At 65.6% G+C, this 26,188-nt stretch carries 24 protein-coding genes and 1 pseudogene; 6 read left to right on the forward strand and 19 right to left on the reverse strand.

Going from position 1 to position 26,188, the window contains the following annotated elements; all coding sequences use genetic code 11:
* Positions 1 to 8 precede the first annotated feature (8 nt).
* Together GGD63_RS08910 and GGD63_RS08915 are read right to left on the reverse strand one after the other, a co-directional pair.
* On the reverse strand, positions 9 to 1,109 hold the full coding sequence (locus tag GGD63_RS08910; protein WP_183240948.1) for a DUF2336 domain-containing protein: 1,101 nt from the start codon (positions 1,107 to 1,109) through the stop codon (positions 9 to 11).
* A gap of 65 nt (positions 1,110 to 1,174) precedes the next feature.
* Positions 1,175 to 2,332, reverse strand: a complete 1,158-nt coding sequence (locus GGD63_RS08915; RefSeq protein WP_183240949.1) for a GGDEF domain-containing protein — start codon at positions 2,330 to 2,332, stop codon at positions 1,175 to 1,177.
* Positions 2,333 to 2,770: 438 nt separating this feature from the next.
* On the opposite strand from GGD63_RS08915, the gene GGD63_RS08920 reads away from it, so the two are divergent.
* The 4 genes from GGD63_RS08920 to GGD63_RS08935 all read left to right on the forward strand — a co-directional run bounded on the left by GGD63_RS08920 (position 2,771) and on the right by GGD63_RS08935 (position 7,040).
* Positions 2,771 to 3,340: a sigma-70 family RNA polymerase sigma factor gene (locus tag GGD63_RS08920; protein ID WP_018647974.1), complete on the forward strand. Its 570-nt coding sequence runs from the start codon at positions 2,771 to 2,773 to the stop codon at positions 3,338 to 3,340.
* Entirely contained in the window at positions 3,337 to 4,032 is a 696-nt protein-coding gene (locus tag GGD63_RS08925) for a hypothetical protein (protein WP_183240951.1), read from the forward strand. The genes GGD63_RS08920 and GGD63_RS08925 overlap by 4 nt, the downstream gene beginning before the upstream one ends.
* Before the next feature lie 15 nt (positions 4,033 to 4,047).
* A complete protein-coding gene (locus GGD63_RS08930) occupies positions 4,048 to 5,733 on the forward strand; it encodes a S8 family serine peptidase (protein WP_183240953.1) in 1,686 nt (561 codons plus the stop codon).
* Positions 5,734 to 6,218: 485 nt separating this feature from the next.
* Positions 6,219 to 7,040 carry a TIGR03809 family protein gene (locus GGD63_RS08935; protein WP_183240955.1) on the forward strand — a complete coding sequence of 274 codons (822 nt, stop codon included), beginning with the start codon at positions 6,219 to 6,221 and terminating at the stop codon, positions 7,038 to 7,040.
* A 49-nt stretch (positions 7,041 to 7,089) separates the two neighbouring features.
* On the opposite strand, the pseudogene GGD63_RS08940 reads toward GGD63_RS08935, so the two are convergent.
* The 17 genes and pseudogenes from GGD63_RS08940 to GGD63_RS09020 all read right to left on the reverse strand — a co-directional run.
* Positions 7,090 to 7,383, reverse strand: a pseudogene (locus GGD63_RS08940) (GIY-YIG nuclease family protein); the annotation flags it as partial.
* 191 nt (positions 7,384 to 7,574) lie between these two features.
* Positions 7,575 to 8,945 carry a TIGR03808 family TAT-translocated repetitive protein gene (locus GGD63_RS08945; RefSeq protein WP_183240957.1) on the reverse strand — a complete coding sequence of 457 codons (1,371 nt, stop codon included), beginning with the start codon at positions 8,943 to 8,945 and terminating at the stop codon, positions 7,575 to 7,577.
* 221 nt (positions 8,946 to 9,166) lie between these two features.
* Positions 9,167 to 9,814, reverse strand: a complete 648-nt coding sequence (locus GGD63_RS08950; protein ID WP_183240958.1) for a pyroglutamyl-peptidase I — start codon at positions 9,812 to 9,814, stop codon at positions 9,167 to 9,169.
* Positions 9,811 to 10,794 (reverse strand): methylmalonyl Co-A mutase-associated GTPase MeaB, encoded by a 984-nt coding sequence (gene meaB / locus GGD63_RS08955; RefSeq protein WP_183240960.1) that lies wholly within the window; start codon positions 10,792 to 10,794, stop codon positions 9,811 to 9,813. Before meaB ends, GGD63_RS08950 begins: the two co-directional genes overlap by 4 nt.
* 51 nt (positions 10,795 to 10,845) lie before the next feature.
* On the reverse strand, positions 10,846 to 12,357 hold the full coding sequence (locus tag GGD63_RS08960; RefSeq protein WP_183240962.1) for a tripartite tricarboxylate transporter permease: 1,512 nt from the start codon (positions 12,355 to 12,357) through the stop codon (positions 10,846 to 10,848).
* A 4-nt stretch (positions 12,358 to 12,361) separates the two neighbouring features.
* Positions 12,362 to 12,853 carry a tripartite tricarboxylate transporter TctB family protein gene (locus GGD63_RS08965; protein ID WP_183240964.1) on the reverse strand — a complete coding sequence of 164 codons (492 nt, stop codon included), beginning with the start codon at positions 12,851 to 12,853 and terminating at the stop codon, positions 12,362 to 12,364.
* Between the two features lie 174 nt (positions 12,854 to 13,027).
* The gene (locus tag GGD63_RS08970) at positions 13,028 to 14,020 is read right to left on the reverse strand and encodes a tripartite tricarboxylate transporter substrate binding protein (RefSeq protein WP_183240966.1); all 993 of its coding nucleotides are present in this window, start codon (positions 14,018 to 14,020) and stop codon (positions 13,028 to 13,030) included.
* A gap of 132 nt (positions 14,021 to 14,152) precedes the next feature.
* Entirely contained in the window at positions 14,153 to 14,926 is a 774-nt protein-coding gene (locus GGD63_RS08975; protein WP_183241604.1) for an RsiV family protein, read from the reverse strand.
* 31 nt (positions 14,927 to 14,957) lie between these two features.
* On the reverse strand, positions 14,958 to 15,254 hold the full coding sequence (locus GGD63_RS08980) for a nucleotidyltransferase family protein (RefSeq protein WP_183240967.1): 297 nt from the start codon (positions 15,252 to 15,254) through the stop codon (positions 14,958 to 14,960).
* 37 nt (positions 15,255 to 15,291) lie between these two features.
* Complete coding sequence (scpA, locus tag GGD63_RS08985) at positions 15,292 to 17,448, reverse strand: methylmalonyl-CoA mutase (protein ID WP_183241606.1); 2,157 nt, start codon at positions 17,446 to 17,448, stop codon at positions 15,292 to 15,294.
* 16 nt (positions 17,449 to 17,464) lie between these two features.
* Positions 17,465 to 17,929, reverse strand: a complete 465-nt coding sequence (locus tag GGD63_RS08990) for a GFA family protein (RefSeq protein ID WP_183240969.1) — start codon at positions 17,927 to 17,929, stop codon at positions 17,465 to 17,467.
* Positions 17,926 to 19,797 (reverse strand): methylmalonyl-CoA mutase subunit beta, encoded by a 1,872-nt coding sequence (locus GGD63_RS08995; protein ID WP_183240971.1) that lies wholly within the window; start codon positions 19,795 to 19,797, stop codon positions 17,926 to 17,928. The genes GGD63_RS08990 and GGD63_RS08995 overlap by 4 nt, the downstream gene beginning before the upstream one ends.
* Positions 19,798 to 19,878: 81 nt before the next feature.
* On the reverse strand, positions 19,879 to 20,370 hold the full coding sequence (gene folK / locus GGD63_RS09000) for a 2-amino-4-hydroxy-6-hydroxymethyldihydropteridine diphosphokinase (RefSeq protein WP_183240973.1): 492 nt from the start codon (positions 20,368 to 20,370) through the stop codon (positions 19,879 to 19,881).
* Position 20,371: 1 nt separating this feature from the next.
* The gene (folB, locus tag GGD63_RS09005) at positions 20,372 to 20,740 is read right to left on the reverse strand and encodes a dihydroneopterin aldolase (protein ID WP_008132622.1); all 369 of its coding nucleotides are present in this window, start codon (positions 20,738 to 20,740) and stop codon (positions 20,372 to 20,374) included.
* Complete coding sequence (gene folP, locus GGD63_RS09010) at positions 20,737 to 21,597, reverse strand: dihydropteroate synthase (protein ID WP_183240975.1); 861 nt, start codon at positions 21,595 to 21,597, stop codon at positions 20,737 to 20,739. The genes folB and folP overlap by 4 nt, the downstream gene beginning before the upstream one ends.
* Positions 21,598 to 21,941: 344 nt before the next feature.
* Complete coding sequence (locus GGD63_RS09015) at positions 21,942 to 22,349, reverse strand: DUF4332 domain-containing protein (protein ID WP_080136780.1); 408 nt, start codon at positions 22,347 to 22,349, stop codon at positions 21,942 to 21,944.
* 24 nt (positions 22,350 to 22,373) lie between these two features.
* Complete coding sequence (locus tag GGD63_RS09020; protein WP_183240977.1) at positions 22,374 to 22,739, reverse strand: DUF2267 domain-containing protein; 366 nt, start codon at positions 22,737 to 22,739, stop codon at positions 22,374 to 22,376.
* 349 nt (positions 22,740 to 23,088) lie between these two features.
* On the opposite strand from GGD63_RS09020, the gene GGD63_RS09025 reads away from it, so the two are divergent.
* Positions 23,089 to 24,711 carry a helicase HerA-like domain-containing protein gene (locus tag GGD63_RS09025; protein WP_183240979.1) on the forward strand — a complete coding sequence of 541 codons (1,623 nt, stop codon included), beginning with the start codon at positions 23,089 to 23,091 and terminating at the stop codon, positions 24,709 to 24,711.
* A 128-nt stretch (positions 24,712 to 24,839) separates the two neighbouring features.
* Entirely contained in the window at positions 24,840 to 26,168 is a 1,329-nt protein-coding gene (locus GGD63_RS09030; RefSeq protein WP_183240981.1) for a glycosyltransferase family 87 protein, read from the forward strand.
* The last annotated feature ends 20 nt before the right edge of the window (positions 26,169 to 26,188 follow it).

Genomic DNA, 26,188 nt, shown 5'->3' on the forward strand with positions numbered 1-26,188 from the left:
CGGCGACGTCACGCCGCCGGCGTCGCGTTCTGCATGCGGTGGAAGCGCAGCACCTGCTGCGCCGTCGATGAGCGCAGGGCCTCGTAGGTGTCGCGCAGCGCCAGTATGTCGGCCGTCGCGCCGCCTGACAGTTTTTCGCGCATGGCGATGATCGCGCGCACGCTGGACCATTGCATGCCCGCGACCTTGGCGAGGATCATCACGCCTTCGGTGCGGCTTTCGATCATCATGGTCTCGGCGGTCTCGACCGCAACGCCCGCGAGTGCGGCGAGCCCCGCATTGGTTTCGTCGAACTTGCCCTGTTCGGCGAAGGTGGTGACCTGGAATTCGTTGAGCCGGCCGTCCTCGTGCAGCGACTTCACCAGTGCGCGCGCCATCTCGGTCTGCCTGGTTATGGCGGCGGCGCGGACCCGCTGGGCCGCCTCCTGCACCACGCTCGACACCTCGTCCGCAAGCTCGGGATGCGCGGCCTCGAGCTTCCTGCGTACGCTCAAGGACGCCTTCGCGACCAGCTTCAGGTAGTGATGGCGCGGCAGGCTGGGCCGCAGGCCGATGCAGGTGGCGAGGCCGTCGTCGCGTTCGGCGCGCGTGACGAGGTCGGTGAGACTTTCCTCGGAGAGCCGCGCGCCCGGATTGCTGACGGTCGATTGCACCACGTCCTCGTTGCCGCGCGTCACCAGCACGTCGGTCAGGGCTTCCGACAGAACCCGCCGCAGCGAGATCGCCTTCAGATGGGCCTGGCCCCGCGTGCGCGCGATCTTGATCAGGGTGGCCTCGTCCAGCCGTTCCGATTTCGTCAGCACGGGTCCTGCGACCTCGATGACCTCGTCGAGCGCAAGCGTGCGGACGATCTTCGGCGGTGCGGCCGCGATCGGTGCGAGGCGGTCGGCGAGCAGGGCCCTCGCCGACGTCTCGATCTGCTCGATCAGGCACTCGAACACGTCGTCGAACACGCGGATGTGGTCGTCGGAATAGTCCACCGCGTTGCCCACGAAGAGATCGGTGACGCGGCGCAGTGTCTCGACCCGGCGCGCAACGGTGCCGTGCGAGAGTGCAGCCTGCAATTCGTCGAGCAGATTCTCGGATGATTTCTCGGATTTGGATCTCATTGCCCTGTCCTGGAGCGTTCGGTCCGGCGGAGCCTCTGGCGCACCGGAAGAAGAAAATGGATTGGTCAGTTCGTTGCGATGCGGTTGCGCCCTTGCGCCTTGGCGGAATAAAGCGCGCTGTCGGCGCGCGCGAGAAACGTGTCGGCAGTATCATTGTCGCGAAGCGTCACGACGCCCGCTGAAATCGTCACGGGCATGCCCGGAGAGAATGCGCTCCAGTCGAGGTCGGCGACGACGCGGCGCAGGCGCTCGAGCATGCGCGAGGCGGCGTCGCCCTCGGTGTCCGGCAGCAGCAGCAGGAACTCCTCGCCGCCATAGCGGCCGAAGCTGTCGGCCGGGCGGATGTTGGCGAAAATCGTGATCGCGAAGGTGCGCAACACCTCGTCGCCGACGGGATGGCCGTGGGCGTCGTTGATGCGCTTGAACCAGTCGAGGTCGATCAGCGCAATCGCGCAAGGCCTCGATGTCCGCCACGACTTTTCGATCTCGGCGTCGAGCAGACGCATGATGCAGCGGCGGTTGTAGGAGCCGGTCAGCTCGTCGAGCTCGGCCAGTTCCTCGATGCGCTGATAGGCGGCCTTCAGCTCGATGCTGCGCTGGTACAGGATCTTGCGCAGGGTGGCGCCGAACAGGCCGAGGAAGGCGCACTGGCCGATCACCAGCACGAAGCACAGCATCGAGGCGGTCCGCTGCAGCCTGGTCGCGACGGGCATGCCGACCGGCAGGTCGGAGGCGAGGAACACGGCGGCGAGGCCGGCGGTCGCAAGCGCCCAGGTCAGCATCGCCTGGGTCGAGGTCATGCGCAGCGTGCCGAAGGCGAAGATCAGGAACAGCACGCTGATGAAGGCGATGCCGATGGTCGGGGCCGACAGCAGGAACACGAATTGCAGCGCCATATGCGCCGAGATCTCGAAGACGGTGAGATAATGGTCGGTGAACTTGTCGCCGACGCCGGCCTCCGACAGCACGGTGAACGTGCCGATGATCAGGAGGCCGCCGACCCAGAACAGCGAGGCAATGTCGATGGAGATCACGCCGTCATAGGCGTAGACTAGGAGGACGGAGGCGCCGAGCGAGTAGCTCGCCATTTGGCCGATATACATCTGGCGGCGCTGCCAGGCCCGGCGCGCCCGGACCTCCGGCGCCGCCGCCTCGGGCATGAGGACGACATCCGCGACCTCAGCGGCATTCCTCTCGGGAAGCGACGTCGCGGCCGTGTTCATGGTCCCGCCAGTGGTGGATGTCAGCCCAAAAATCTACGTGGCAAGCCTTTAGGTTTGGTATCCTTTGAAGCCGAATCCGAACCGTGCAGCGCAGAACAGGATGACATTGGCCGGAAGGGGAATTTGCCGGCGATTAGGCATCGTTTGCGATGCGGTCGAGCCAAAGCAGGGGTTCGTGAGACATACGTCGTGCAGGACTGCTATGGAACCGGACTTGATCGGCCCGCCCGTGCCGGGCAGGCAATCCGCAGGAAAGTGTTTCAGTATTATGTTACCGATCTGGATTGAGGCGGGCGCCCGCTACGGGCGGGGCAGGAAAAGCGCATGTATGTGGGGCAGATCACACGGGTCCCCCTACGACTGCGGTAGGTTGAACAATTTTGCACCTCCCGTCGAACCCTCCGCCACATCGACCCGACCAACCTTGCGAGACGAGCTTTGAGCGTGACACAGGCGGCTTCGGACGAGGTCCTGATCGCCAGGATCGCTCAAGGCGACCGGCTCGCCATGCAGGTGCTGTACGGGCGGCACCATGTCAGGGTCTACAGGTTCGGGCTGAGGCTCGTGCGGGACGAGCAGGCGGCGGAAGACCTCATCAGCGAGGTGTTTCTGGACGTCTGGCGTCAAGCCGGCAAGTTCGAGGGCCGATCCGCCGTTTCCACCTGGCTGCTGGCAATCACCCGATTCAAGGCCCTCTCGGCGCTCCGGCGCAGGAAGGATTTTGAACTGGACGAAGACGCCGCGAACGCGATCGAGGACCAGTCCGACGATCCGGAAACGGTGGTGCAGAAGAAGGATACCAGTGCAGCGTTACGGGAGTGTCTGACGGGCCTCTCGCCAGAACATCGGGAAATCGTCGATCTCGTCTACTACCACGAGAAGTCCGTGGAAGAAGTCGCCGAAATCGTCGGGATCCCGGAGAACACTGTGAAGACGCGCTTGTTCTATGCGCGCAAGAAACTGGCCGAACTGCTGAAAGCAGCCGGCGTTGAGCGAGGCTGGCCATGATGGCTTTGAGCAAGAAGATGCTGGAGCAAGAGCCCAGTGAAATTGAACTGCTGCTGCCCTGGCACGCCGCCGGCACGCTGAACGCGCGCGATGCCCGCCGCGTCGAGGACGCGCTGGCGCGCGATCCGGAGCTTGCCAAGCAATATGCCGCGATCCGCGGCGAGTACGAAGAGACCATCCATCTGAACGAGAGCCTGGGCGCCCCGTCGGCGCGCGCGATGCAGAAGCTGTTCGCCGCGATCGATGCCGAGCCGGCGCGTGCCGTCGGTTCGCTGCCGCTGTCGGCGCGCATCGCGACCTTCTTCGCGAACCTGTCGCCGCGGACGCTGGCCTGGTCGGCGAGCTTAGGTGCTATCGCGCTGCTGCTGCAGGCCGGCATCATCGGCGCGGTGCTGATGAAGACCCAGACCGCGACCTTCCAGACCGCCTCGCTCTCGACCGGCGCGCCGATCACGCGCGAATTCGGTGTATCGGCAGCACCGGCTCGCGCCCTGGTGCGCTTCACGCCCGAGGCGCGTGTTGCCGACATCACCGCATTGCTCGACAGCTACCAGGCGTCGATCATCGGCGATGCCAAGGGCGGCATGTTCCGCCTCCAGTTCGACAAGGCGATGAGCCAGGACGAGCTCGCCGCGCTGCTCGCCAGGATGCAGCGCGAGAAGTTCATCAACCTCGCTGTTGCGGCGCCGTAGGGCGCCTCTGATCCGATGACGCGCAAGTCCGAGAGTAAGTTGCGAGCCGCGGCCTACGCCTCGTCGGTCGGGGCCGCGCTGCTGCTCGCCGCCTGCCTCGGCGTCGAGGTCGCGCAGGCGCAGGCGATCATGCGCACGCCTACCATCAGCGTCCCCTCGCGCACGCCGACGATCTCTCCCAGCATCGCCGCGCGGGCGGTGAGCATCGACCGCGGCCCGCGCCCGATCACGACGACCGCCCGGATCCCTTCGACGCGGATCGGGTCGCCGGTGCTGCCTTATGCGCGCTATTCGCCCAACCTCTACCCGAGCTGCACGGCGCCCTATCGCGACGCCGACGGCGAATGCCTGGCGCAGCCGAACGCAGGCGGCGAGGGCAGCGGAAAATCAGGCAAAAAGAGCGCCGGCAAGGGGCGCGGCAACAACACGCCGGTTGCGGTGAACCAGCGCATCTTCGCGAACGAATTCGTCGCCGAGATCGACGGCGCCCTGTCGGTGACGGAAGCCGACCAGCTTGCGCGCCGCCATGGCCTTGCGCGCGTCGCATCCGAGAATTTTCCGCTGATCGGGGCGACGTTCGGCTTGTTCCGCATCACCGATGGCCGGACCTTCGAGACCGCGCGGCGTGAATTTGCCGCAGACGGCAGCGTGCGCTCGGTCCAGCCGAACTTCCGCTACGCGCTTCAGGACCAGAAATCCGCCGTGCCGGTCGAGGGCGACCCTGCGCAATACGCGCTGGCAAAGCTTCGCCTGCCGCAGGCGCACACGCTGGCGCATGGCGCCAATGTGACGGTTGCGGTGATCGACTCCGGCATCGACGCCAAACACCCCGAACTCGCCAATTCCATCGCCGACAGTTTCGATGCGCTCGGCAGCACCGAAGGTCCGCATGTTCATGGCACCGGCATTGCCGGCGCCATCGTGGCGCATGCCAGGCTGATGGGCAGCGCGCCCGAGGCGCGCATCATCGCCATCCGCGCCTTCGGCGGTACCACGGGTGGTGCCGAGAGCTCGTCCTATATCATCCTGCGCTCGCTGAACTACGCCGCCGAGCACGGCGCGCAGATCGTCAATATGAGCTTTGCAGGTCCCAAGGACGCCGTGATCGAGCGCGCCATTGCGGCGACCGCCGCGCGCGGCCTCGTGCTGATCGCCGCGGCCGGCAATGCCGGTGCGAAATCGCCGCCGCTCTATCCCGCGGCCAATCCCAACGTGATCGCGGTCAGCGCGACCGACCAGCAGGACAAGCTGTTCTCGGCGTCCAACCGCGGCAATTACATCGCGTTGGCAGCGCCAGGCGTCGACATCTTCCTGCCGGCGCCCGACGGCAAATACCAGATGACCTCGGGAACCTCGTTCTCGGCCGCCTATGTCTCCGGTGTCGCGGCGCTGCTGCTCGAGCGTAATTACGCATTGAAGCCGGAAGCGCTGCGCATGACGCTGGCGAAGACCGCGCGCGATCTCGGATCACCCGGGCGCGATGATCTCTTCGGCGACGGCGAGGCTGACGCGTTTGCCGCGGTGATGGCTGTTCCCGCCGACAGCGCGACACCGGTTGCGGCTGCGTCCGGTACAACAAAACGTGAAGACGCCGACAAGCGTCGCGACGAGCCGGGCCTCCGCGCGATCGAACAACCCTCGCTGTCGAGCACGGACGATAAAGCCGCGATTTCTCAGGCGGATAGGCCGGCGACGCGATAGCAGCTTGCGACAAGATTGCGCGCACGCCGAAGGCCAAAAAATCAAACCCCGCATTGAACGTTCAGCCGGCTAGCACGACCAAATTATGTGGGAGCGGTCATCCCTCCCCATCAGTCATATCAGGCGCGAGCGCCCATCCACCCCAAGCGCCCATATGGCTCGACCCGTCCGGTTGTCCCCCCGGACGGGTCTTTTCTTTTTGGGCATCCGATTCCTTGAAGCGATATTCGAGATCAGCCTCCGGTTGAGCGATCGCGGCGGCGCTGAGCGCCCGCGTCCGTCAAGTGCAGCGCACGTCCGTCATGCTTGCGCGAAGCTTGACTCGAAATCACAGCAATTCTCCGCGGGACTACGGTGTTTCATGACGGACGGCGTGTCGTTGCTGGACAAGTCAAAACTTTTCCACAAAATATTCATGTCGCGTCTAAATTGATTCGTGTGCGTTGCGTCCCCCGCGTCCGTGTTTTCTCCCAACGGGCTGGTTCATGACACATCGCCAAGAGTCTGGTCGCGCGCCTTTCCGCGCGGAGGGTTGCAGCCGCGAGGTCGCGGCACGCTGGTGCACTCTCGCCGAACAGCGGCTGGAGCATCTGTCCGAAATGTTCGAGACCGGGCGCTGGCGCCGCTATCACTCCGAGCTCGCCTTTCTCGAAAACATCCAGGAAGCCAAACGCGCCGTCCAGACCTGGCGCGCCATCGCCACCGGCGGGGACGTCGCGGCAGCGGCCGCGAGCGTCACCTCCGCATTCGGCTGGTCGCCGGCGACGATGCCGCGCGTGTTTCCGCGCGAGCAGCAGGTGCAGACCGTGCAGCCCAACACCTTGCAGCCAAAGACCTTGCAGCCAAAGGCCGTCCACATCGCTCCCGAGACCGCCGTGCCGGTCAGGCTCGAGCCCAAGCCGGATGTTCTCGCGGAAGTCGCCGAAGCCCCGCTCGCGCCGCTGGCTGCGCCCGTTGCGATGGCGTCGTTCACTGCGCCCGCCGAGATGCCGACGCTCAGGGCTCCCGCTGCGAGGGCGCCGTCAACCGCAACCGTGGTGAGGCCGCCGGTGGCTCCGCCCGCCGCAATGGCCCCGCGCACCGCGCCTGTTGTGAGGCCGCCGGTCGCCGTGCCTGCCGCAATGGCGCCACCTACAGCGCCCGCTGCGAAGCCGCCGGTCGCCACGCCTGCTGCGATGGCAACGCTGCTGCAGCAATTCTCGCCCCCCGCGGACGAAATCGTCGCAGCCCCCGAGCGCGTCGTCGAATTCACCCTCAGCCTCGACGGCATCGAAGCGAAATACCCGCTGCTGCGGAACGCGTTCTAGCGCGAAGACCCAAGAGGACCACCGCGTCCCCCTCAACTCCGTCATCCTGAGGCGCTCCCGCGCGCCGTCGCGCGAGCTGACTCACCGACTTCCAATCCGATCGAATGAGCGCTTCCTTCTTGGCGCGGCTCCATCCCTTGAGCTGCCGCTCAGCCGCAATGCCATCAGTGATCCGATCGAAATACTCCGACCACACCAGGACGACCGGGCGCCTCGAATAGGTATATCCTGGATAGGCGCTGGCATTATGCTCATCGACCCGCTTCGACGTGTCCTCACCGGTCGCGCTTCCAATATACAAGGAGCCGTCGGCACAGCGCAGCATGTAGACATAGATGCCCACTACATCATCCTTCGAGGCTCTCCGCGCGGTGCTCTGCACCGCACGGCTCGCACCTCAGGATGACGGTGGTGTCGTGGTTGTCAAGTTTTGATGCAACAACCTATGGCTAGTCCGTCATCCTGCGAGTTTCGCGGTGCAGAGCACCGCGGAGCGAGCCTCGAAGGATGCACGGCCCGGCTGCCGCCGTGTACCTACCGCCGCACCGCATTCCCGCCGATCACCACCTGCGCAAAGCGCTGCGCGCCGTCGGCCGACAGGTCCGCCGTCACCGCGCGGGCGTGATCGAGGCCGACCACGGCGCCGCGCGGGGTTTCCGAGATCATGTTGTTGTTGACGAGCGCCGTGCCGGCGCCGGGCACCACGGAGACGCCGACGCCGGCCAGTGCCTTGCGGATTACATTGCCCGTGATCGCGACGTCGCGCAGATATTTGCCCCAGCCGGCGACGATGCCATAGGACGGCGCATTCTCGATCACGTTGCCGGTCACCGATGTGTCCGCCTCGATGTAGATGCCGACGCCGGCATCGTCGTCCGGCGCGGTGCCTATGGGGCGCTTCGGGATCAGGTTGCGGATGATGTTGCCCTGGACCACCGCGATGCGGCCGCCCTCGTTGAAATTGCAGACGGAGACGCCGACGGCGGCGCCGTCGACCGTGTTGTTGGCGATCACGGCGGCCTCGAACGCGAACTCGGAATAAAGCGCGACCTCGCGCACGTCGCTGACGCTGTTGCCAGATATGTGGATGTTCGACGCCGAATTGCCGCGCACCGCGGAATAGTCGCAGTTCTTGATGCGGTTGCCGCGCACGATCACGTTGCCGGCGCGGAAGGCGTTGATGGCGTTGCCGTACTGGCCGGAGCCGCCGGGACCGGCCTTGATGTTCTCGATGCGGTTGTCGGCCACCAGCGTGCCGTCGTCGCCGATTGCCGTGCGCAGGATCTCGATGCCGTTGTCATTGGTGCCGAGAATCGTGTTGCGGGAGACGCTGAGACCTCTGGCGTCGAACGAGACCACGGCCGTCGCCGCGATGCCGGTGAAGATGTTGCCGGAGATATCGCCGGCGACCTGCTCGAGCCAGATGCCGCTGCCGCCCGAGCTCGTAATCTCGCAATCGGTGATGCGTGCATCGCGCCCGCCGAGGACGTGGATCAGCCCGCGCCGTGTCGGCAGCGGAATGCCTGCGCCGTCGAATGTGATGCCGGTGAGGCCGATCGAGTCCGAGCCGTCGCTCTGGATCGCCGATGCCCCGCCGGCGAAGACGAGTTTGGTCGCGCCGCGCACGCCGATCATTTGTGCGCCGTTCGGCAGCCGCAGCAATCCGCTGCGGTAGATGCCAGGCGGCAGGGCGAGCGGCATTTGCGCCCGCGCGGCCTCGTCGATCGCGCGCTGCAGTGCGCGGGTCTGGTCCTCGCTGCTGCCGGGCCGCACGCCATATTGTGTGGCATCGCGGCCGAGCAGCGAGGTCAACGGCGCCGCACGCGCGTCGTCGGCCGGCATGGCGAGTGCGCCGGCAATGCCTGCGGTCGAAGCCCCGATGAGATGACGGCGATTGAGGTCCATGGTGCGTCCTCCGGCGGACGCGGGAGTCCGCAGCGGTTAGGTAGCGCAGCGCGGCCGGAGCCGTGAGGATTGTTCGCGGTAGGGTTAAATGTTTACGCAAAGCGAAGTGCCGTAGGGTGGGTCAGCCTTGCGGCTGCGCGAAGCGCAGTCCGTCAGGCGTAACCCACCACGGTCTCTATCCGCGGGGACAGAAGAGGTGGATTCCGCTTCGCTAATCCACCCTATGAAGTGCGTCGCTTCCTCGCCAATTGCGCCACCTCCATCAACATCGCTTCCCCCGCATCCACCAGCTCCTCCAGCGTGATGCGCGGCGCCCCCTTGCGCCGCACCGCGCCGCTGCGTGCCAGCAGGGGAATATGGATGAACGCGGCGAGCCTTGGCCCGCCGGCCCTGACGTTCTCGATCGCACGCCAGCTCAAATAGTTGCAGAGATAGGCGCCGGCGTCGCGCGAGGGGCGCGCGTCGATGCCGGTTAGGCGCGCGGCGCGCAGCAGCCTTGCGGTGTGCGGGCCGAACATCATCGCGTCCGCATGGCCGGCGATGCCGCGCTTGCTCGAGCGGGTATTGGCGGCATCCGGCCAGAGCATGGTGACCGCGTTGCGCGCCCGGGTCTCGATGCGCAGGTAAGGCGTGCGTGCGGCGAGACCGAACATCAACAGCGCGTCGGGCCTTTGCGCAGCGAGCACGTCAGGCAATTGCCGGTCGACCGCGGCATAGGTCACCGGGAAAATGTGGCTCACCAGCTCGACATCGTCGAGTGCGGGCCGGCGCAGCTGCGTCAGCCGCGCCACCAGCAGCTGTGTCGGATTATAGGGCGCGCCGGGAAACGGACCAAACCCGGTGAGGAGAATGCGGAGCTTGTCGCTCATTGCAGCAACTCCAGAATCTGCTCGGCGCCGAGCGCCGGCGTGAGATGGCCTCCGGCGACTTCAGCCTCGATCTTGCGAACCTTGGTCCGCACCGAGGCCTCGCTGCGCAGCCGCGCCAGCATGCGCTGCTCCAGCATCGACCACATCCACTTCACCTGCTGCTCGCGCCGCCGCGCCGCGAAGTCGCCGGAGGCATTCATCGCCTTGCGGTGATCCAGAACCTTCTGCCAGATCTTTGCGATGCCGTCGCCGGTCAGTGCCGAATAGGTCTCGACCGGCGGATGCCAATGCTCGGATCGCGGCGCCAAGATATGCAGCGCGCCGCGATAGTCGGCAGCGGTGATCTTGGCGCGCTTGAGATTGTCGCCATCGGCCTTGTTGATCGCGATCATGTCGGCGAGCTCGACCAGGCCCTTTTTGATGCCCTGCAGTTCGTCGCCGCCGCCCGGCAGCATCAAGGCAAGGAAGAAATCGGTCATGTCGCAGACCGCAGTCTCGGACTGGCCGATGCCGACGGTCTCGACCAGCACGACGCCGAAGCCGGCGGCCTCGCACAGCAGCATCGCCTCGCGCGTCTTGGCGGCGACGCCGCCGAGCGTGCCCGAGGACGGCGAGGGGCGGATGAAGGCATCGTCGGAGGCCGCGAGCTGCGCCATCCGGGTCTTGTCGCCGAGGATCGAGCCGCCGCTGCGCGCCGAGGACGGATCGACCGCGAGCACCGCGACCTTGTGGCCCTGTTCGATCAGATAGGTCCCGAGCGCATCGATGGTGGTGGACTTGCCGACGCCGGGCGAACCGGTGATGCCGACGCGAAATGCCTTGCCGGTGTCGGGCAGCAGCATCTGCACCAGCTCCCGCGCCAGCGCCTGATGGTCCGCGCGACGGCTCTCCACGAGCGTGATGGCCCGCGCGAGCGCCGCGCGACTGCCGGCGCGGAGGTCGCGGGCGAGGGTCTTGATGTCGAGCGAGGCCTTAGTCATGCCCTGCTTTACAACGCCGAGGGGAGACAGGCGAGGGCCGCCCGCCCGATATCACCGGGTCGTTGCCGCGACCGCCTGCGCCGGTTTCACCTTGCGCCAGATCCACACCATCACCGGCCAGAGCAGGGCGCCGATCGCCATGGCGGCGAGGATCGCCGCGACCGGGCGCTCGAAGAACGGCAGGATACTGCCGTCGGACTTGATCAGCGAAGTGACAAAAGCCTGCTCCACCATGGTGCCCATGACGATGCCGAGCACCATCGCGGCGACGGGATAGCCGTTCGCCTCCATGACGTAGCCGATCACGCCAAAGGCGGCGACGGTGACGACGCCGAACATGTTGTTGCCGATCGCGAACGAGCCGACCGCGCAGCACAGCATGATGATCGGCATCACGGTCGAGCGCGGCGCCAGCAGGATGTAGGCGGCGACCCGGATCATGGCGATGCCGAGCGGGATCATCAAAATGTTCGCGATGATGAACATCAGGTAGATCGCGTACATGCTCGACGCCTTCTCGGTGAACAGCGTCGGGCCGGGATTGAGGCCCTTCATGTAGAGCACGCCGATCGCGATCGCGGCGATGGTGTCGCCGGGGATGCCGAACAGCAGCGAGGGCACCCAGCCCGAGGCGATGCTGGCATTGTTGCTGGCGCCGGCCTCGACCAGGCCTTCGACATGACCGGTGCCGAACTTTTCCGGCTCCTTGGAGAAGCGCTTCGACATCGCGTAGGAGACCCACGCGGCCATGTCGGCGCCGGCACCGGGCAGCACGCCGATGATGATGCCGACGATATTCCCGCGCGTCATCTGCCAGTGATACAGCTTCGTCAGCCTCCATTGGCCGGCCATGATGCTTCCGAATTTTCGTCGCGGCAGGGGGGGTGGTTCCGGCGTCAGCATCGCGCGCATCACCTGCGCCACCGCGAACACGCCGACCAGCGCCGGGATCGGCTCGATGCCGCCGAACAGATCGGTGATCCCGAAGGTGAAGCGCGGCACGCCGCCGGGATTCTCGATGCCGATGCAGGAGACGAGCAGGCCGATGAACATGCCGGCGATCGCCTTCACCGGCGAGGAGCGTGCCACCAGGGTGGCGCACATCAGGCCGAGCAGCGCCAGCCAGAAATATTCGAAGGTCGAGAACGACAGCGCGATCTCGGCGAGCGGCGGCGCCAGGATCATCAACGACAGCACGCCGGCGATGCCGCCGACCGCGGAGAACCAGACGCCGGCACCGAGCGCAAGCTCGGCCTGGCCCTTGCGTGTCATCGCATAGGCTTCGTCCGCATAGGCGGCGGAAGCGGGCGTGCCGGGAATGCGCAGCAGCGCGCCGGGAATATCGCCGGAGAAGATCGCCATCGAGGACGCCGCCACGATGGTCGCGATCGCGGCGATCGGCGACAGGTAGAAGGTGACGGGAACGAGCAGGGCGGTCGCCATCGTCGCCGACAGCCCCGGCAGCGAGCCGATGACGAGGCCGTACACGGAGGCTGCGAACATCGCGATGATGACCTCCCAGGTGGAGATCAGCGCAAAGGCGTCGAGCAGGGTTTTCAGCATGGGATTACCAGGGCGTCGGCAGCAGGCCGGCGGGGAGCGGCACGCGCAAGAGCTTGCCGAAGATGAGGTGGATGGCGAACGGCGACAGCGCCGCGAGCGGCAGTGCCAGCTTCCACTTGGCGCCGAGCGCCGTCGAAGTCACGTAGACTATGATCGCGGCCGTGATGATGAAGCCGAGCCGGTCGGCGGCAAGGACGTAGAACAGCAGCAGCGCCGGCGGCAGCAAGGCGCGCAGGCCGTAGAGCTTACCCTGTGGCGGCGGGGCAGCCGCCTGGCCGTCCTCGAGCGGGACCAGCTCTTCCTCCTCCTCGAAGGAATGCCCGATGCCGAACACGATCGCGAGCCCGCACAGTGCGAGGCCCATGCCGATCACCAGTGGAAACACGTTGGGGCCGACCGGCTGCCCCGGCACCGGCGGCAGGATGTAGCCGCCATAGGCGGCAGCCGCGCCGAGCACGACGAGAAACGATCCCGTGACGGAGTCGGGAAGACGCATAGGAGGGGTCCTGTGGGGGTTTCTTCTCCCTCTCCCCGTTCTTACGGGGAGAGGGTCGGGTGAGGGGACTTTCCGCGCGGACGGTGAGAGTTGGACTCGCGGAGATTCCCCCTCACCCGAATTCGGGCGGAGCTCGAATTCGACCTCTCCCCGCATGCGGGGAGAGGTGAAACGTCACGCCTTGCTCAGGCCTGCGGCCTTCATCGCTTCGCCCATCTGGGCGTCGCCCTTGTCCATGAAGCTGGCAAACTGGCCGGCATCGCCCCACACGGTGCCGAAGCCGCGATTGCTCATGAAGTCCTTGAACTCGGCGGAGTCGTAGACCTTCTTCAGCGCGGCGGTGAGCTTGGTGGCGATCTCCGGCGGCAGGTTCTTGGGCGCGGCGATGCCGCGCCAGGCGCCGGTCGCATAGTCGATGCCCATCGCCTCCTTGAGCGTCGGCACGTCCTTGAAGACCGGGTTGCGCGCGGGTGCCATGATGGCAAGGCTCCTCGCCTTGCCGGCCTCGATGATGGCGCGCGCTTCCGGCACCGAGCAGGTGGTGAGGTCGAGGCCGCCGGCGGCAAGATCCTGCATCGCCGGAGCGGCGCCGTTCGACGGCACCCAGGCGACCTGATTGGCGGGCAGGCCCATCGCCTGCATCCAGCCGACCAGTGCGAGGTGCCAGATGCCGCCCTGGCCGGTGCCGGAGGCCTTGAACTTGCCGGGAGGGGCCGCCTTGATCGCCTCGGCGAGCTCCTTCACCGTCTTGTAGGGCGAGGAGGAGGAGACCTGAATGCCCGGCGGGTCCTCGTTCATCAGCGCAAGCGGCGTGTAGCTCTTCGGCGTCAGCTCGGTGAGGCCCTGCCAGTGCATCATCGAAATCTCGACCGTGAGCATGCCGATGGTGTAGCCGTCGGGCTGTGCGGTCGCGATCGCGCTGTGGCCGACCACGCCGGAGCCGCCGGTGCGGTTGACCACGTTGAAGGGCTGGCCGAGATCCTTTTCCAGCAGCGCCGCGACGATGCGCGCCGTCGCATCGGTGCCGCCGCCGGCGCCCCAGGGCACGATCACGGTGATCGGACGCGCCGGATAGGCCTGCGCCAGTGCCGGCTTGAAGCCGAATGCGGCGGATGCTGCAACGGCAGCGGTCGAGGCCGCAAAGGTGCGGCGCGAAATCTTGGACATTGAATGCCTCCCAGCGGCGCCCGTGACGTCGGGCGCTCTTGTCAATGGCGACATTCTAATCGGCTTTGCAGCGGGGCTGCAAGGTAGCGCTACCACAGCGTTGTGAGCAACGCGGTGCTGCTCAAAACATGATCACTGCGGCACGTCCGCATCACCCTTCGGGCGTGCGCCGCCGAAGACGCGCACGCCTTCCGCGGTGAGGTGCGGCTTCAGCGTTTCCCAGGGCACGAATGCGACATATTCGCCCTCGGCGTAGGGGCCGACCGCGTAAGGCGGATAGTGGAAGGTGAGCCCGGAGCTCTTGCCCGCTTCGGTCGACGGGGCGAGCGTCACCGCGCCGATCTTGAGCAGGCTCGGCTCCACGCCCTTGAACCATTCGTCGGTGGCGGTCTCGCTGGTGTCGCGCTTCTTCTTCTCCGCCTTGAGCGAGGCGATCACGGCCTTGACCATCGCCTTCATGGTGGGGCCGCCATCGGCGGTCTCGGTGAAGAACGGGCGGATCGCGATGCGCTTGTTCGCCGTCCTGTCCCACAGGATCGTATTCACGTCCGAGTTGGGGTGGGCGCCGTGGGTGTCCATGTAGTCGTTGCGCAGGACGCTGACATAGCGGTCGGCCACAACGGAGCGGATGCTGTATTTGCGCTCAAAATCCCAGCCGCCATCTCTGAAGAATTGCGGGTCCTGCTTGCGTGAGGCGGCGGCTTCAGTCGCGTTCTTGTCGAGCCACTTTTTGCCTTCCGTGAGACAGTCCGCGGCCAGCGCCGCATCCGCCTTGATCCCGTCATCGAGGAAGATTCGCGCCTCGATGCTCTTGTTCTTGACGACGGCGTCGGGTTTGGGATCGGCGGCGAGGGCGGAAAACACGCATGTTGCGCTCAGCGCCAAGGCGACGCTCAAACCGGTCATGAACTTCAAGGATTGTGCTCCTGCGTGAGCGTCAGAATATTTCGATGATGTCGTCTGCGCTGTGCGGCGCAAAGCGGGGGGACATCGAGCGGCGAACGGTTGCCTGCGTCTGCAGGCCGGTCGCCTCCTCGATGATGTGTTCGACATCGATCAGGTTAAGTAGCGAGAAAGTGGTGTCCGGTTCGACCTCGACCAGGATGTCGATATCGCTGTCGGCGCGGTAGTCTTCGCCGGCCCGCGAGCCGAGGATGGCGAGCTTCGACACGCCCTTGCCTTTGATGGCGTCGGCGTTCTTGCGTATCGCCGCGATGATTTCGTCGCGCGTCATGGACACAGACTGGCCGGTTGCACGGCCACTCTATCATCTACTCCGCCGCCTCGCTATGGCCGAGCCGGGCATTCAGCTTGCGGATCAGCTCCTCGGCCGCATCCGCGATCACGGTGCCGGGCGGGAAGATGGCCTCGGCGCCGGCCGCGTAGAGCGCATCGTAATCCTGCGGCGGCACCACGCCGCCCACGATGATCATGATGTCGTCGCGGCCCTGCTTTTTCAGCGCGGCCTTCAATTCGGGGACCGCGGTGAGGTGGGCGGCGGCGAGCGAAGAGACGCCGAGGATGTGCACGTCGTTCTCGACCGCCTGCCGCGCGGCTTCATCGGCGGTCGCGAACAACGGTCCGATGTCGACGTCGAAGCCGATATCGGCAAACGCCGACGCAATCACCTTCTGGCCGCGGTCGTGGCCGTCCTGGCCGATCTTGGCGACCAGGATGCGCGGACGGCGGCCTTCCGCCTCCTCGAAGGCGTCGATCAGCGCCTGAACCTTCTCGACCTGGTTGCCCATGCTGGACGCCTCCCGCTTGTAGACGCCGGTGATGGATTTTATTTCGGCGCGGTGGCGGCCGAACACTTTCTCCATTGCGTCAGAGATTTCGCCGACGGTCGCCTTCGCGCGTGCCGCGTCGATGGCGAGCGCGAGCAGATTGCCGTTGCCTTCGCCGGCCGACCGCGTCAGCGCGGCGAGCGCGGCCTCGACGTCCTTCTGGTTGCGCTCGGACTTCAGCCGCGTCAGCTTGTCGATCTGCAAGCGCCGGACATTGGTGTTGTCGACCTTCAAAATCTCGATTCTGTCTTCGTCGGTCGGCTTGTATTTGTTGACGCCGATCACCGCCTGCTTGCCGGCGTCGATCCGCGCCTGCGTCTTGGCGGAAGCCTCCTCGATGCGCAGCTTCGGCAGGCCGGCCTCGATGGCCTTCGCCATGCCGCCGAGCTCCTCGACCTCCTGGATGTGGCCCCAGGCCTTGGCCGCGAGGTCGCGCGTCAGGCGCTCGACGTAATACGAGCCGCCCCAGGGATCGATGATCCGGGTGGTGCCGCTCTCCTGCTGGAGGAACAGCTGGGTGTTGCGGGCGATGCGCGCCGAAAAATCGGTCGGCAGCGCTAAGGCCTCGTCGAGCGCGTTGGTGTGAAGCGACTGGGTGTGGCCTTGCGTGGCCGCCATCGCCTCCACGGTCGTGCGCATCACGTTGTTGAAGACGTCCTGCGCGGTCAGCGACCAGCCCGAGGTCTGGCTGTGCGTGCGCAGCGACAGCGAGCGCGGGTCTTTCGGATTGAACGGCTTGAGTAGCTTTGCCCAGAGCAGGCGCGCCGCGCGCATCTTGGCGACTTCCATGAAGAAGTTCATGCCGATCGCCCAGAAGAACGACAGCCGCGGCGCGAAGCGGTCGACATCCAAGCCCGCGGCAAGGCCGGCGCGCAGATATTCGACGCCGTCGGCGAGCGTATAGGCGAGCTCGAGGTCCTGCGTCGCGCCGGCCTCCTGCATGTGGTAGCCGGAGATGGAAATAGAATTGTACTTCGGCATCTTTTGCGAGGTGTAGGCGAAGATGTCCGAGATGATCCGCATTGAGGGCGCCGGCGGATAGATATAGGTGTTGCGCACCATGAACTCTTTCAGAATGTCGTTCTGAATGGTGCCCGAGAGTTTTTCGGGCGGTACGCCCTGTTCCTCGGCGGCCGCAACATAGAGCGCGAGGATCGGCAGCACCGCGCCGTTCATGGTCATGGATACGCTCATCTGGTCGAGCGGAATCCCTGCGAACAGCGTACGCATGTCGTAGATGGAATCGATGGCGACGCCGGCCATGCCGACGTCGCCGCCGACGCGCGGATGGTCTGAGTCATAGCCGCGATGGGTGGCGAGGTCGAAGGCGACCGAGAGGCCCTTCTGCCCCGCAGCCAGGTTGCGGCGGTAGAACGCGTTGGAATCCTCCGCCGTGGAGAAGCCGGCATATTGCCGGACGGTCCAGGGCTGGTTGACATACATGGTCGGGTAGGGGCCGCGCAGATAGGGCGCGATGCCCGGATAGGTCTCGAGGAAATCGAGCCCGGCAAGGTCCGCCTCGCCATAGGCAGATTTCACCAAAATGCCTTCCGGCGTCAGCCAGGGCTCGGCGCTGCCAGTTGGCGCCGTGGTTGCGGTCCGCTCGAAGGCGACGTCGGCGAAATTGGGAATGCGGGTCATGGTTTCAACCATATTATCAATCATGATCCGGATGCTGATGGCTGACGATGGTCGCCATCTTCTCCGGTCCGTAATTCTGCTGCGTGGTCTGGCTCGGCAGGTTGGCGATGCCGACCACCCAGCCGAGCCGGGATTCGGTGCCATATTGCCGTGTCGGCACCACGTGGTCCGGCCGGTCGAAGGCACCGGTCATGATCTCGATGCGAGGACCGTCGATGCGGCGGAAGCTCAGGGGCGTGCCGCAGGCGGCGCAGAAATCGCGCATCGCGATCGACGAGGATTGGAACGCTGATGGCGTACCCTTGGTCCAAGCAAAGTCCGTCTTCTCGATGTCGGCGAAGGAGGCGAACGGTGCGCCGGTTGCCTTTTGGCACATCCGGCAATGACAGATGCTGACTTTGCTGGGCGCCGTCGAGACCGCAAAGCGCACCGCCCCGCATTGGCAGCCGCCGGTGAGAACGGGTTTGCTGGCGTCTGTCATGCCTGTTCCATCCGTCGATAGGCATCTTGCAACGTGGCAAGCGCATCGCCTCCGGCGAAGACAAAACCCGTGACGCCGGCGGCCCGCAGCGCCGCCTCGGCATCAGTCGGGCGGCCTGCCAGATAGATATGTCGCCCGCCGGTCGATTGCAGGGCCTTCGCCGCGGCTTCGGCGTGTTCCGCATAGACCTTGTCGCTGGAACAAAGGCAGGCAAGCGCGGCGCCGGAGGCCTTGAAGGCGGCCGCCAGATTGGCCGGATCGGCAAAACCCTCGCTCTCGACAGCCTGGATGCCGCCGGCCTCGAAGAAGCTCTTCGCAAAGGTCGCGCGCGCCGTGAAATCGGCGGGCGTGCCGAGATTGGCCAGAAAGACTTTTGGCCGCGTCCCCCGCGCCTTCAGTGCCGCATCGGATTTGTCGCGCAGCGCCTCGAACGGCTCTGCCAGCCGGATCGGCGGCAGCGCCTCGAACTTGTATGTCTGTTCCCCGTAAGGCGCGAGCGTAACAGGCGTTGCCTTCAGCACCGCCGTCTCGCTCTCCTGCAGGTTCGGAAACTCGCTGGCGCCGGTCAGAATGTCGCGGCGCTTCGCGATGTTGGCATCGCGCGCCTTGCGCGTCGCTGCGACCTTGCTCTGGAACAGGCCCTGCTGGAGCGCGGCGAAGGCGCCGCCGGCGCTCTCGCTCTCCTGGAACAGCGCCCATGCCGCCTCGCAGAGTTGCGCCGTCAGCGTCTCGATGCCGCCGGCGCCGGCCGCGGGATCGCTGACCTTGGCGAGGTTGCTCTCCTCCAGCAGCAGGAGCTGGGTATTGCGCGCCACCCGGCGCGCGAACGGATCCGGCAGGCCAAGCGCCAGCGTGTGCGGCAGCACGGTGATGGCATTGGCGCCGGCCAGCCCCGCCGCGAATGTCGCCATGGTCGCGCGCAGCATGTTCACGTAAGGATCGCGCTGCGTCAGCATCCGCCAGGCCGTATCGGCGGCAATGAACAGCGGCTTCGGCGTGAGCCCGCACGCCGTCTCGATGCGCGCCCACAACAGCCGCAGCGCGCGGAATTTTGCCATGGTGAGGAACTGGTCGGCGTCGGCGGCAAGCCGCGCGTAGACCATGCCTTGCGCCTGCTCGAGGGGGACGCCGGCGCCTTCGATCGCGCGAAGATAAGCAACCCCGCAGGCGAGCACGAAGGCGAGCTCCTGCACTTCCGATCCGCCGGCATCGTGGATCACGCGTCCGTCGGCGGAGGCGAACGGCCCCTTGAAGCCGAGCGCGGCGAGACCCTTGACGGCGCCGGTGACGGCGGGCGCGATTTCCTCCCAGCTATAGGGGCTGTGGCCCCACACCGCGCCGGCCGCGAGCGGATCGAGCCCGAAGCGGATGTTGCAGGCCGCGGGATCGAGACCAGCGCTCTTCACATATTCCGCGACATGGATCGCGGCCATCCGCGATTGCGGACCGATCTCGAGCTCGATGCCGATGCCGGCATCGAGATGAATGTCCTTCAAGACCTTTGCGACCGCCTCGGCCGAAGGTTCCAGGCCGAAACCGTGAGCGCCATTGGCTCCGGCGAACACCAGCGCAAGCCCTGTCGCGCCGTTCTCCAGGTCCTGCAAGGCCTGCGCATTCGCGAGCGCCGCGTCGGGATGGTCGATCCGCTGCACGATCTGCCACGCCGCCGCCGCCGGCCGGCCCACCACGGGCGCAACGCCCTTGGCGCGCGGATAGAGCGGATCGATCTTGATTCCGTCATAGGTCTTGCCGACCAGCTTCTCGAACGGCGCGCCCTTCAGCACGCCGTCGACCAGCTTGCGCCAGTCTTCGACTGTGGCCTTGGGAAAATCCGCCGCCAGCGGCAGGTCGTCAGTCACGGAGGTCATGCGGCGAGGGGCTCCCGAAAATCTTGTTATTCGCAGGGGAAATTGCCACGGCGGACCGTCCCTGCAAACGGTTGTTTTTGGTTAACCGGTATCCGGAAGCCGCTCAATGCCTTGTGTCGAGACGCTGGCAAGCCCGTCACGCACACGAATGCCCGAGATCACGCGGTCGGGCGCGATTTCGGCCAGCGGCACCAGCACGAAGGCACGCTCGAACAGGCGCGGATGCGGTAGCGTCAGGTCGGGCTTTTGCAAGCTGACATCGTCGTAGGCGATCATGTCGAGATCGAGCGTGCGCGGGCCCCAGCGCCGCTCCTTGTCCCGCGTGCGGCCGAATTTCTGTTCGACCTTCTGAAGCACGAACAACAGCGCGTGCGGATCGAGGCTGGTCTCGATCTCGACGCAGGCATTGATGAAGGGGGCCTGGTCCTCGTCGCCCCAGGGCGGCGTCGCATAGTCCGAGGAGCGCGCGATCAGTGCGGCTTGCGCCATGCCGCAGATGTGCGAGATCGCCTTTTTGAATGTCGCGCGGACATCGCCGACATTGCCGCCGAGTGCGATCAGCACGTTTCCCATTTCACGGATGCCGCGAGCGCGTCAGCATGATGCCGACGTCGTCGAAGATCGCGGCGATCGGCGCGTGCGGCTTGTGCACGGTGATCTTCACCGCACGGATGCGCGGGAAGTGCGATAGGATGGCATCCGCAACCGCACCGGCCGCGCCTTCCAGCAGCTTGTAATTGGTGTTCTTGAATGCCGCCGTCGTGGTCGCCACGACTTCGGCGTAGGACACCGTGTCGGCGAGCCGGTCGGTGCGCGCAGGCTCCGACAGGTCGGTGTAGAGTTCGAGGTCGATGACGAAACGCTGGCCGACTTCGGTTTCGTGATCCATCACGCCATGGCGCGCATGGATCGACAGGCCGGTCACGAAGATCGTATCGGTCATTGCTTGCTCTCGATTGCGTGTGCCACCCGCAGGGCCTGCAAGGTCTCGGCGACATCGTGGGTCCGGATGATCCTGGCGCCGCGCTGTGCGGCGATCAGGTGCGCGGCGATCGAGCCGGCGAGCCGCTCCGATGGCTCCGACGGCGCCACCGAGGCGATGAAGCGTTTCCGCGAGGCACCAACGAGGATCGGCAGGCCGAATATGTCGAGTTCGCGTAAGCGCGCCAGCGCGATCATGCTCTGCTCGGCGGTCTTGCCGAAGCCGATGCCGGGATCGAGCACGATGCTCTCGCGCGCGATGCCGGCATTTGCGGCGATATCCAGCGAGCGCAGGAAGAATGCTTTCATGTCCGCGACGATGTCGATGGCGGGATCGACGCTGTCGCGGTTGTGCATGACGATGACGGGGACGCCCCTCGCGGCGATCAGCGGCGCCATGTCGGCGTCGCGTTGCAGGCCCCAGACGTCGTTGGCGATCACCGCGCCCTGGTCGAGCGCGAATTGCACCACCTCGGCCTTCATGCTGTCGATCGACACGGGAACGCCGAGCGCGACGACGGCTGATAGTACCGGCCTCAGCCGGGCAAGCTCGTCCTCGGCCGTGACGGCCTTGGCGCCGGTGTAGGGCCGGGTGGATTCGGCGCCGATGTCGATGATGTCGACGCCATCGGCGATCATCGCCCGCGCCCGCACCAGTGCCCGCTCGGGCGCGATGAACCTGCCGCCGTCGGAGAAGGAATCCGGAGTGATATTGAGCACGCCCATCACCGCCGGGATCGGCCGGCCCATCAGCGTGCGCAGCACATCCTGCCCGGCCGAGCCGGCCGGCGGGACGGAAGGGGAGGGCGAGGCATTCATGCGGCCCGCTTTGCGCGGTCGGGGAGGGGGAGTCAAGACCAATGCCCCTGCTGTCATTGCCCGCGAAAGCGGGCAATCCAGTATTCCGAGGCAGTGCGGTGATACGGAGGAGCCGCGGCGTACTGGATACCCCGCCTTCGCAGGGTATGACGGCGGAGTTGGGGGGCAGTGGCACTCTCTCACCGTCACCCTGAGGTGGCCGCTTCTTCAGCGGCCCTCGAAGGGCGACGGCTTGGTTCTCTCCATCTGGCGGCAGCGTGGCCGCTCATCCTTCGAGGCTCCCCGCGCGACGCTACGCGCCGCACGTCTCGCACCTCAGGATGACGGGGATGGAGCGTAGCCGATCAATACGTAATCTTCGGCGGCAGTTTCTTGGCCTTGGCGATGATGTCGCCGACCGACTTCTCCGACGGCAGGATGCGGACCAGCTTCTTCTTCTCGTTGGCCTCGCGCATGCTTTGCGCCAGCCGCGCCGGATTTCGATAGGCGAGCTCGCGCACGGTGGTGACGCCGGCGGCGCGGACCAGGCCGACCTTGGCCCGGCCCATGCCGGGGATGCGCATGTAGTCGGAGACGTTGGCCCATTCCAGCAGCAGCTGCTCGCTGATGCCGGTCTTGGCGGACAGCGCCTTGCGGCCCTTCACGGTCGAGGCGGCCTCGAGCAGCGCGTCGGTGGTGCGGATGCCCTGCGCCTTCAGCTTGTTGGCGGCAAAGGAGGGCAGGCCCTCAATCTCGGAGATCGGATATGTCATGATACTCGATATGAAAAGCGTCGCTCAGGCGAACTGGCTGAGGCCCGGCGTCCCCGCGATGATCTTGCCCATCTGATCCGCTCCGATTTTGTCTCGGCCGTAGCGGAAAAGTTCACGGGCAATGGTCTGAATCTCGGACATGCCGAGTCCCAGCCCCATCAGGCGCGTGCCGACGGCCATCAGTCCGCCGCCCATCAGCCGCGACAGTCCGCCGCCGCTCTTGGACGCCTCGATCGCCGCTTCCGCTCCGGGAATCTGATTGATCAGGGCTTCGACGTTGTCGGAAGGGCCTTCACTGCGGAGAAAGCCCAGGATAATGCCGACGGTCTTTTCGGCGACAGCACTATCTATGCTGGCGTTCGCCGCCAGCCGTCCGATCAGCTCGTCCATATGGCCTGCCCCTCAGCCGGTTCACATGCCGGAGTATTGTTTTCGAAAATGATCTTGAGCCGGTGCGATGTGAAATACAAGCGATGAACGCGACCAACGATCCGATTCACTCCCGAACGCGTGAGAAGTGTTGCAGCGATGCACGAGCGGAGATGGAATCTGCAAGAAATTACCGCGGTGCGAACCCCTCGTTCCAACTTTCGGCCGATGTCGTCCGCTTGTTTCCGGCAATGTCGCATGTTTGGGGCACGTTGAACGGTTTTAATCGGCGCGCGACATGCGTTAAACTGCGGAACTGGCGCCTTTGGGTTTCAATACGCGAAACACGGCAGAGAGATCAGAGAGAATAATGACGGCACAGGATAGCAGGCTCGGCGACACTGACGACAAGATCTTCGTCGGCAAGGGAGACGAGCAGGCATGGCTGACACTGGCGCTGGCCAATCGCCATGGCCTCGTCACCGGCGCGACCGGAACCGGCAAGACGGTGTCGCTGCAAGTCATGGCGGAAGGATTTGCGCGCGCCGGTGTCCCGGTCTTCGCCGCCGACATCAAGGGCGACCTCTCCGGCATCTCCGAGGTCGGCGAGGCCAAGGACTTCATCGTCAAGCGCGCCTCCGAGATGGGGTTGAAATTCCAGCCCGACCAGTTCTCGACGGTGTTCTGGGACGTGTTCGGCGGGCAGGGCCACCCGGTGCGGGCGACCGTCACCGAGATGGGGCCGCTCCTGCTCGCGCGCATGCTCGACCTCAACGATGTGCAGGAAGGTGTGCTCAACGTCGCCTTCCGCGTCGCCGACGACAACGGGCTCACCCTCATCGACATGAAGGATCTGCGCGCGCTGCTCGATGCCATCGTGCCGGAGGCCGGCAAGAAGGGGGCGGATGCCGAGGACAGCCCGCTTGGCGACATCAAGAAGGAGGCGCAGGGCTTCGGCAACGTGACCAGGGCCACGGTGGGCACCATCCAGCGCCAGCTCCTGGTGCTGGAGAATCAGGGCGCCGACAAGTTCTTCGGCGAGCCGGCGCTGGCGCTGAAGGATTTCATGAAGACCGATCGCGACGGCCGCGGCATGGTCAACATTCTGGTCGCCGACAAGCTGCTGCAGAGCCCGCGGCTTTACGCGACATTCCTGTTGTGGATGCTGTCGGAGCTGTTCGAGGAGCTGCCCGAGGCCGGCGACTTGCCGAAGCCGAAGCTGGTGTTCTTCTTCGACGAGGCGCATCTGTTGTTCAACGACGCGCCCAAGGCCCTGATGGACAAGATCGAGCAGGTGGTGCGCCTGATCCGCTCCAAGGGGGTGGGCGTCTACTTCGTGACGCAGAACCCCATCGACGTGCCGGACCGCGTGCTCGGCCAGCTGGGTAACCGCGTGCAGCATGCGCTGCGCGCCTTCACCCCGCGTGACCAGAAGGCGGTTGCGGCGGCGGCCCAGACCTTCCGCCCCAACCCGAAGCTCGACACCGCCAAGGTGATCACGGAGCTCGGCAAGGGCGAGGCGCTGGTGTCCTTCCTCGAGGGCAACGGCACGCCGACGATGGTCGAGCGTGTCATGATCCGGCCGCCATCGGCCCGGATCGGGCCGATCACGCCGGAAGAGCGCAAGGCGATCATGGATGCAAGCCCGGTCAAGGGCAAATATGACACCGCCGTCGATGCCGAATCCGCCTACGAGATGCTTCAGAAGCGCATCGCCGGCACCGCGGCCACGGCCGACGGCTCGACGGGTGGAAGCGGTGGCGGCATCCTCGGCCAGATCGGCTCGATCGTCGGCACCATTTTCGGCACCAACGTCAAGCGCGGCCGCCTCTCGACCGGCCAGGTCATCGCGCGCGACGTGACGCGATCGGTCACCAACCAGGTGATCGGCGGGCTGGCCGCCAATGTCGGCAAGTCGATCGGCGGCCAGCTCGGCGGCTCGGTCGGCCGCACCCTGGTCCGCGGTGCGCTCGGCGGGTTGCTGCGGAGATAGGCAGCAAGCCTTTGTTCGAAGCAATTCGTCGGTAAACGCGCCGCTTGCGCCGGGTACAAATTCGGGTGAAGAGGACACCAACCATCCGTCTGTCTGCTAGGTGCTATGGCCCCTAACTGGACCCCATCGTGACCTCAGCTGAACCTTTCGCCAAACCCGGCGCGCTCCGATCCCTGTCGCTGCGGTCGCCACTCGACCTGCTTTTCCTGCTCTGCTGCTTGATCCTGGCCGCCGACGTCCTCGGGCCGGAGCTTTTCGGCCGTGGCAAGACCAAGGACTATGCGCTGTGGTATTGGGCCGGCCAGCAGGTGCTGCATGGTGGACCGCTCTATCCCACCGAAATCGATCACCAGTTCGAATTCATCTATCCGCCGCTGCCCGCGATCCTGCTCGCGATTCCGAGCTGGTTCGGCAAGATTCCGCTCTACATCGTCCTGTCGGTCCTGAATGCGGCGGCGTGGTGGTACACCGGGATAATCTCCAATGCCATGACCGGCTCGGGCCGCCAGCCCGGGCCCTGGCTTGAGGCTCTGCCGGCTTTCGTCACCGTGACGTTCGTGTTCGACATGTTCGACCTCGGCCAGCCCAATCTCGTTCTGCTGGCGATGATGCTCTACGGATTCTGGAGCCTGCAACATCAACGATCGTGGCTCGCAGGATTCATGTTTGCACTCGCCACCGCCATCAAGGTGTTTCCGATCGCGGTGCTGCCTTATCTGGTGTGGCGGCGGAGATGGGCTGCCGCCGCCGCGACGGTCGCCTTCACCGGCATCCTGCTCTACGTCGTGCCGGCGCCGATCCGCGGCTTCGAGCGCAATGCGGCCGAACTTGCGACCTGGTATCAGGGCATGGTCGGGTCGAGCTCTGAAAAGGGTTTTGGCCAGCGCGACGAGCAGAACTGGTCGTGGGTCAACCAGTCCATCATCGCGGTCACGCATCGCCTGGTGCGGCCGATCAACTACAATCAGGAAGATCCCAACAAGCCGCCGCGCACGATGAATGTCATCGATGTCGACTACAAGACGGCGAACTGGATCGTGCTGGCGGTATCAGTGCTGCTCGGGCTCGGCTTCGTCGCGGTGATGCCAGCGCAAGCGCGACGGACGCCGCGCTCGGATGCCGAGGAGCTCGGCATCCTGTTCTGCCTGATGACCGTGGCATCGCCGCTGGCGCGGCAATACTACTTCATGTGGCTGTTCTTCCCGATGACGGTGCTGATGCATCGCGCGGCCTTCGACGAGCGCGTGAGTGTGCGCCTCGGAACCTGGCTTGCGCTCGGCGCTGCCGGCATCCTCATGCTGCTGGCGCTGCCGTGGTTTCCCAATGTCCTGCAGGCCTGGGGCAATAACCTGCTCGCGACTGCCATCCTGGCCGGTGCGCTCGCATGGCACATCCGCCATCCACCGGTTGCGGCTGGCCCCGAGCCTGCGACAGCGCTAAAAGCCAAGACCTCCTAAGACGTCTTGAGATCAACAAT

Source organism: Bradyrhizobium sp. cir1, from assembly GCF_014198245.1.
Taxonomy (GTDB): Bacteria; Pseudomonadota; Alphaproteobacteria; order Rhizobiales; family Xanthobacteraceae; genus Bradyrhizobium.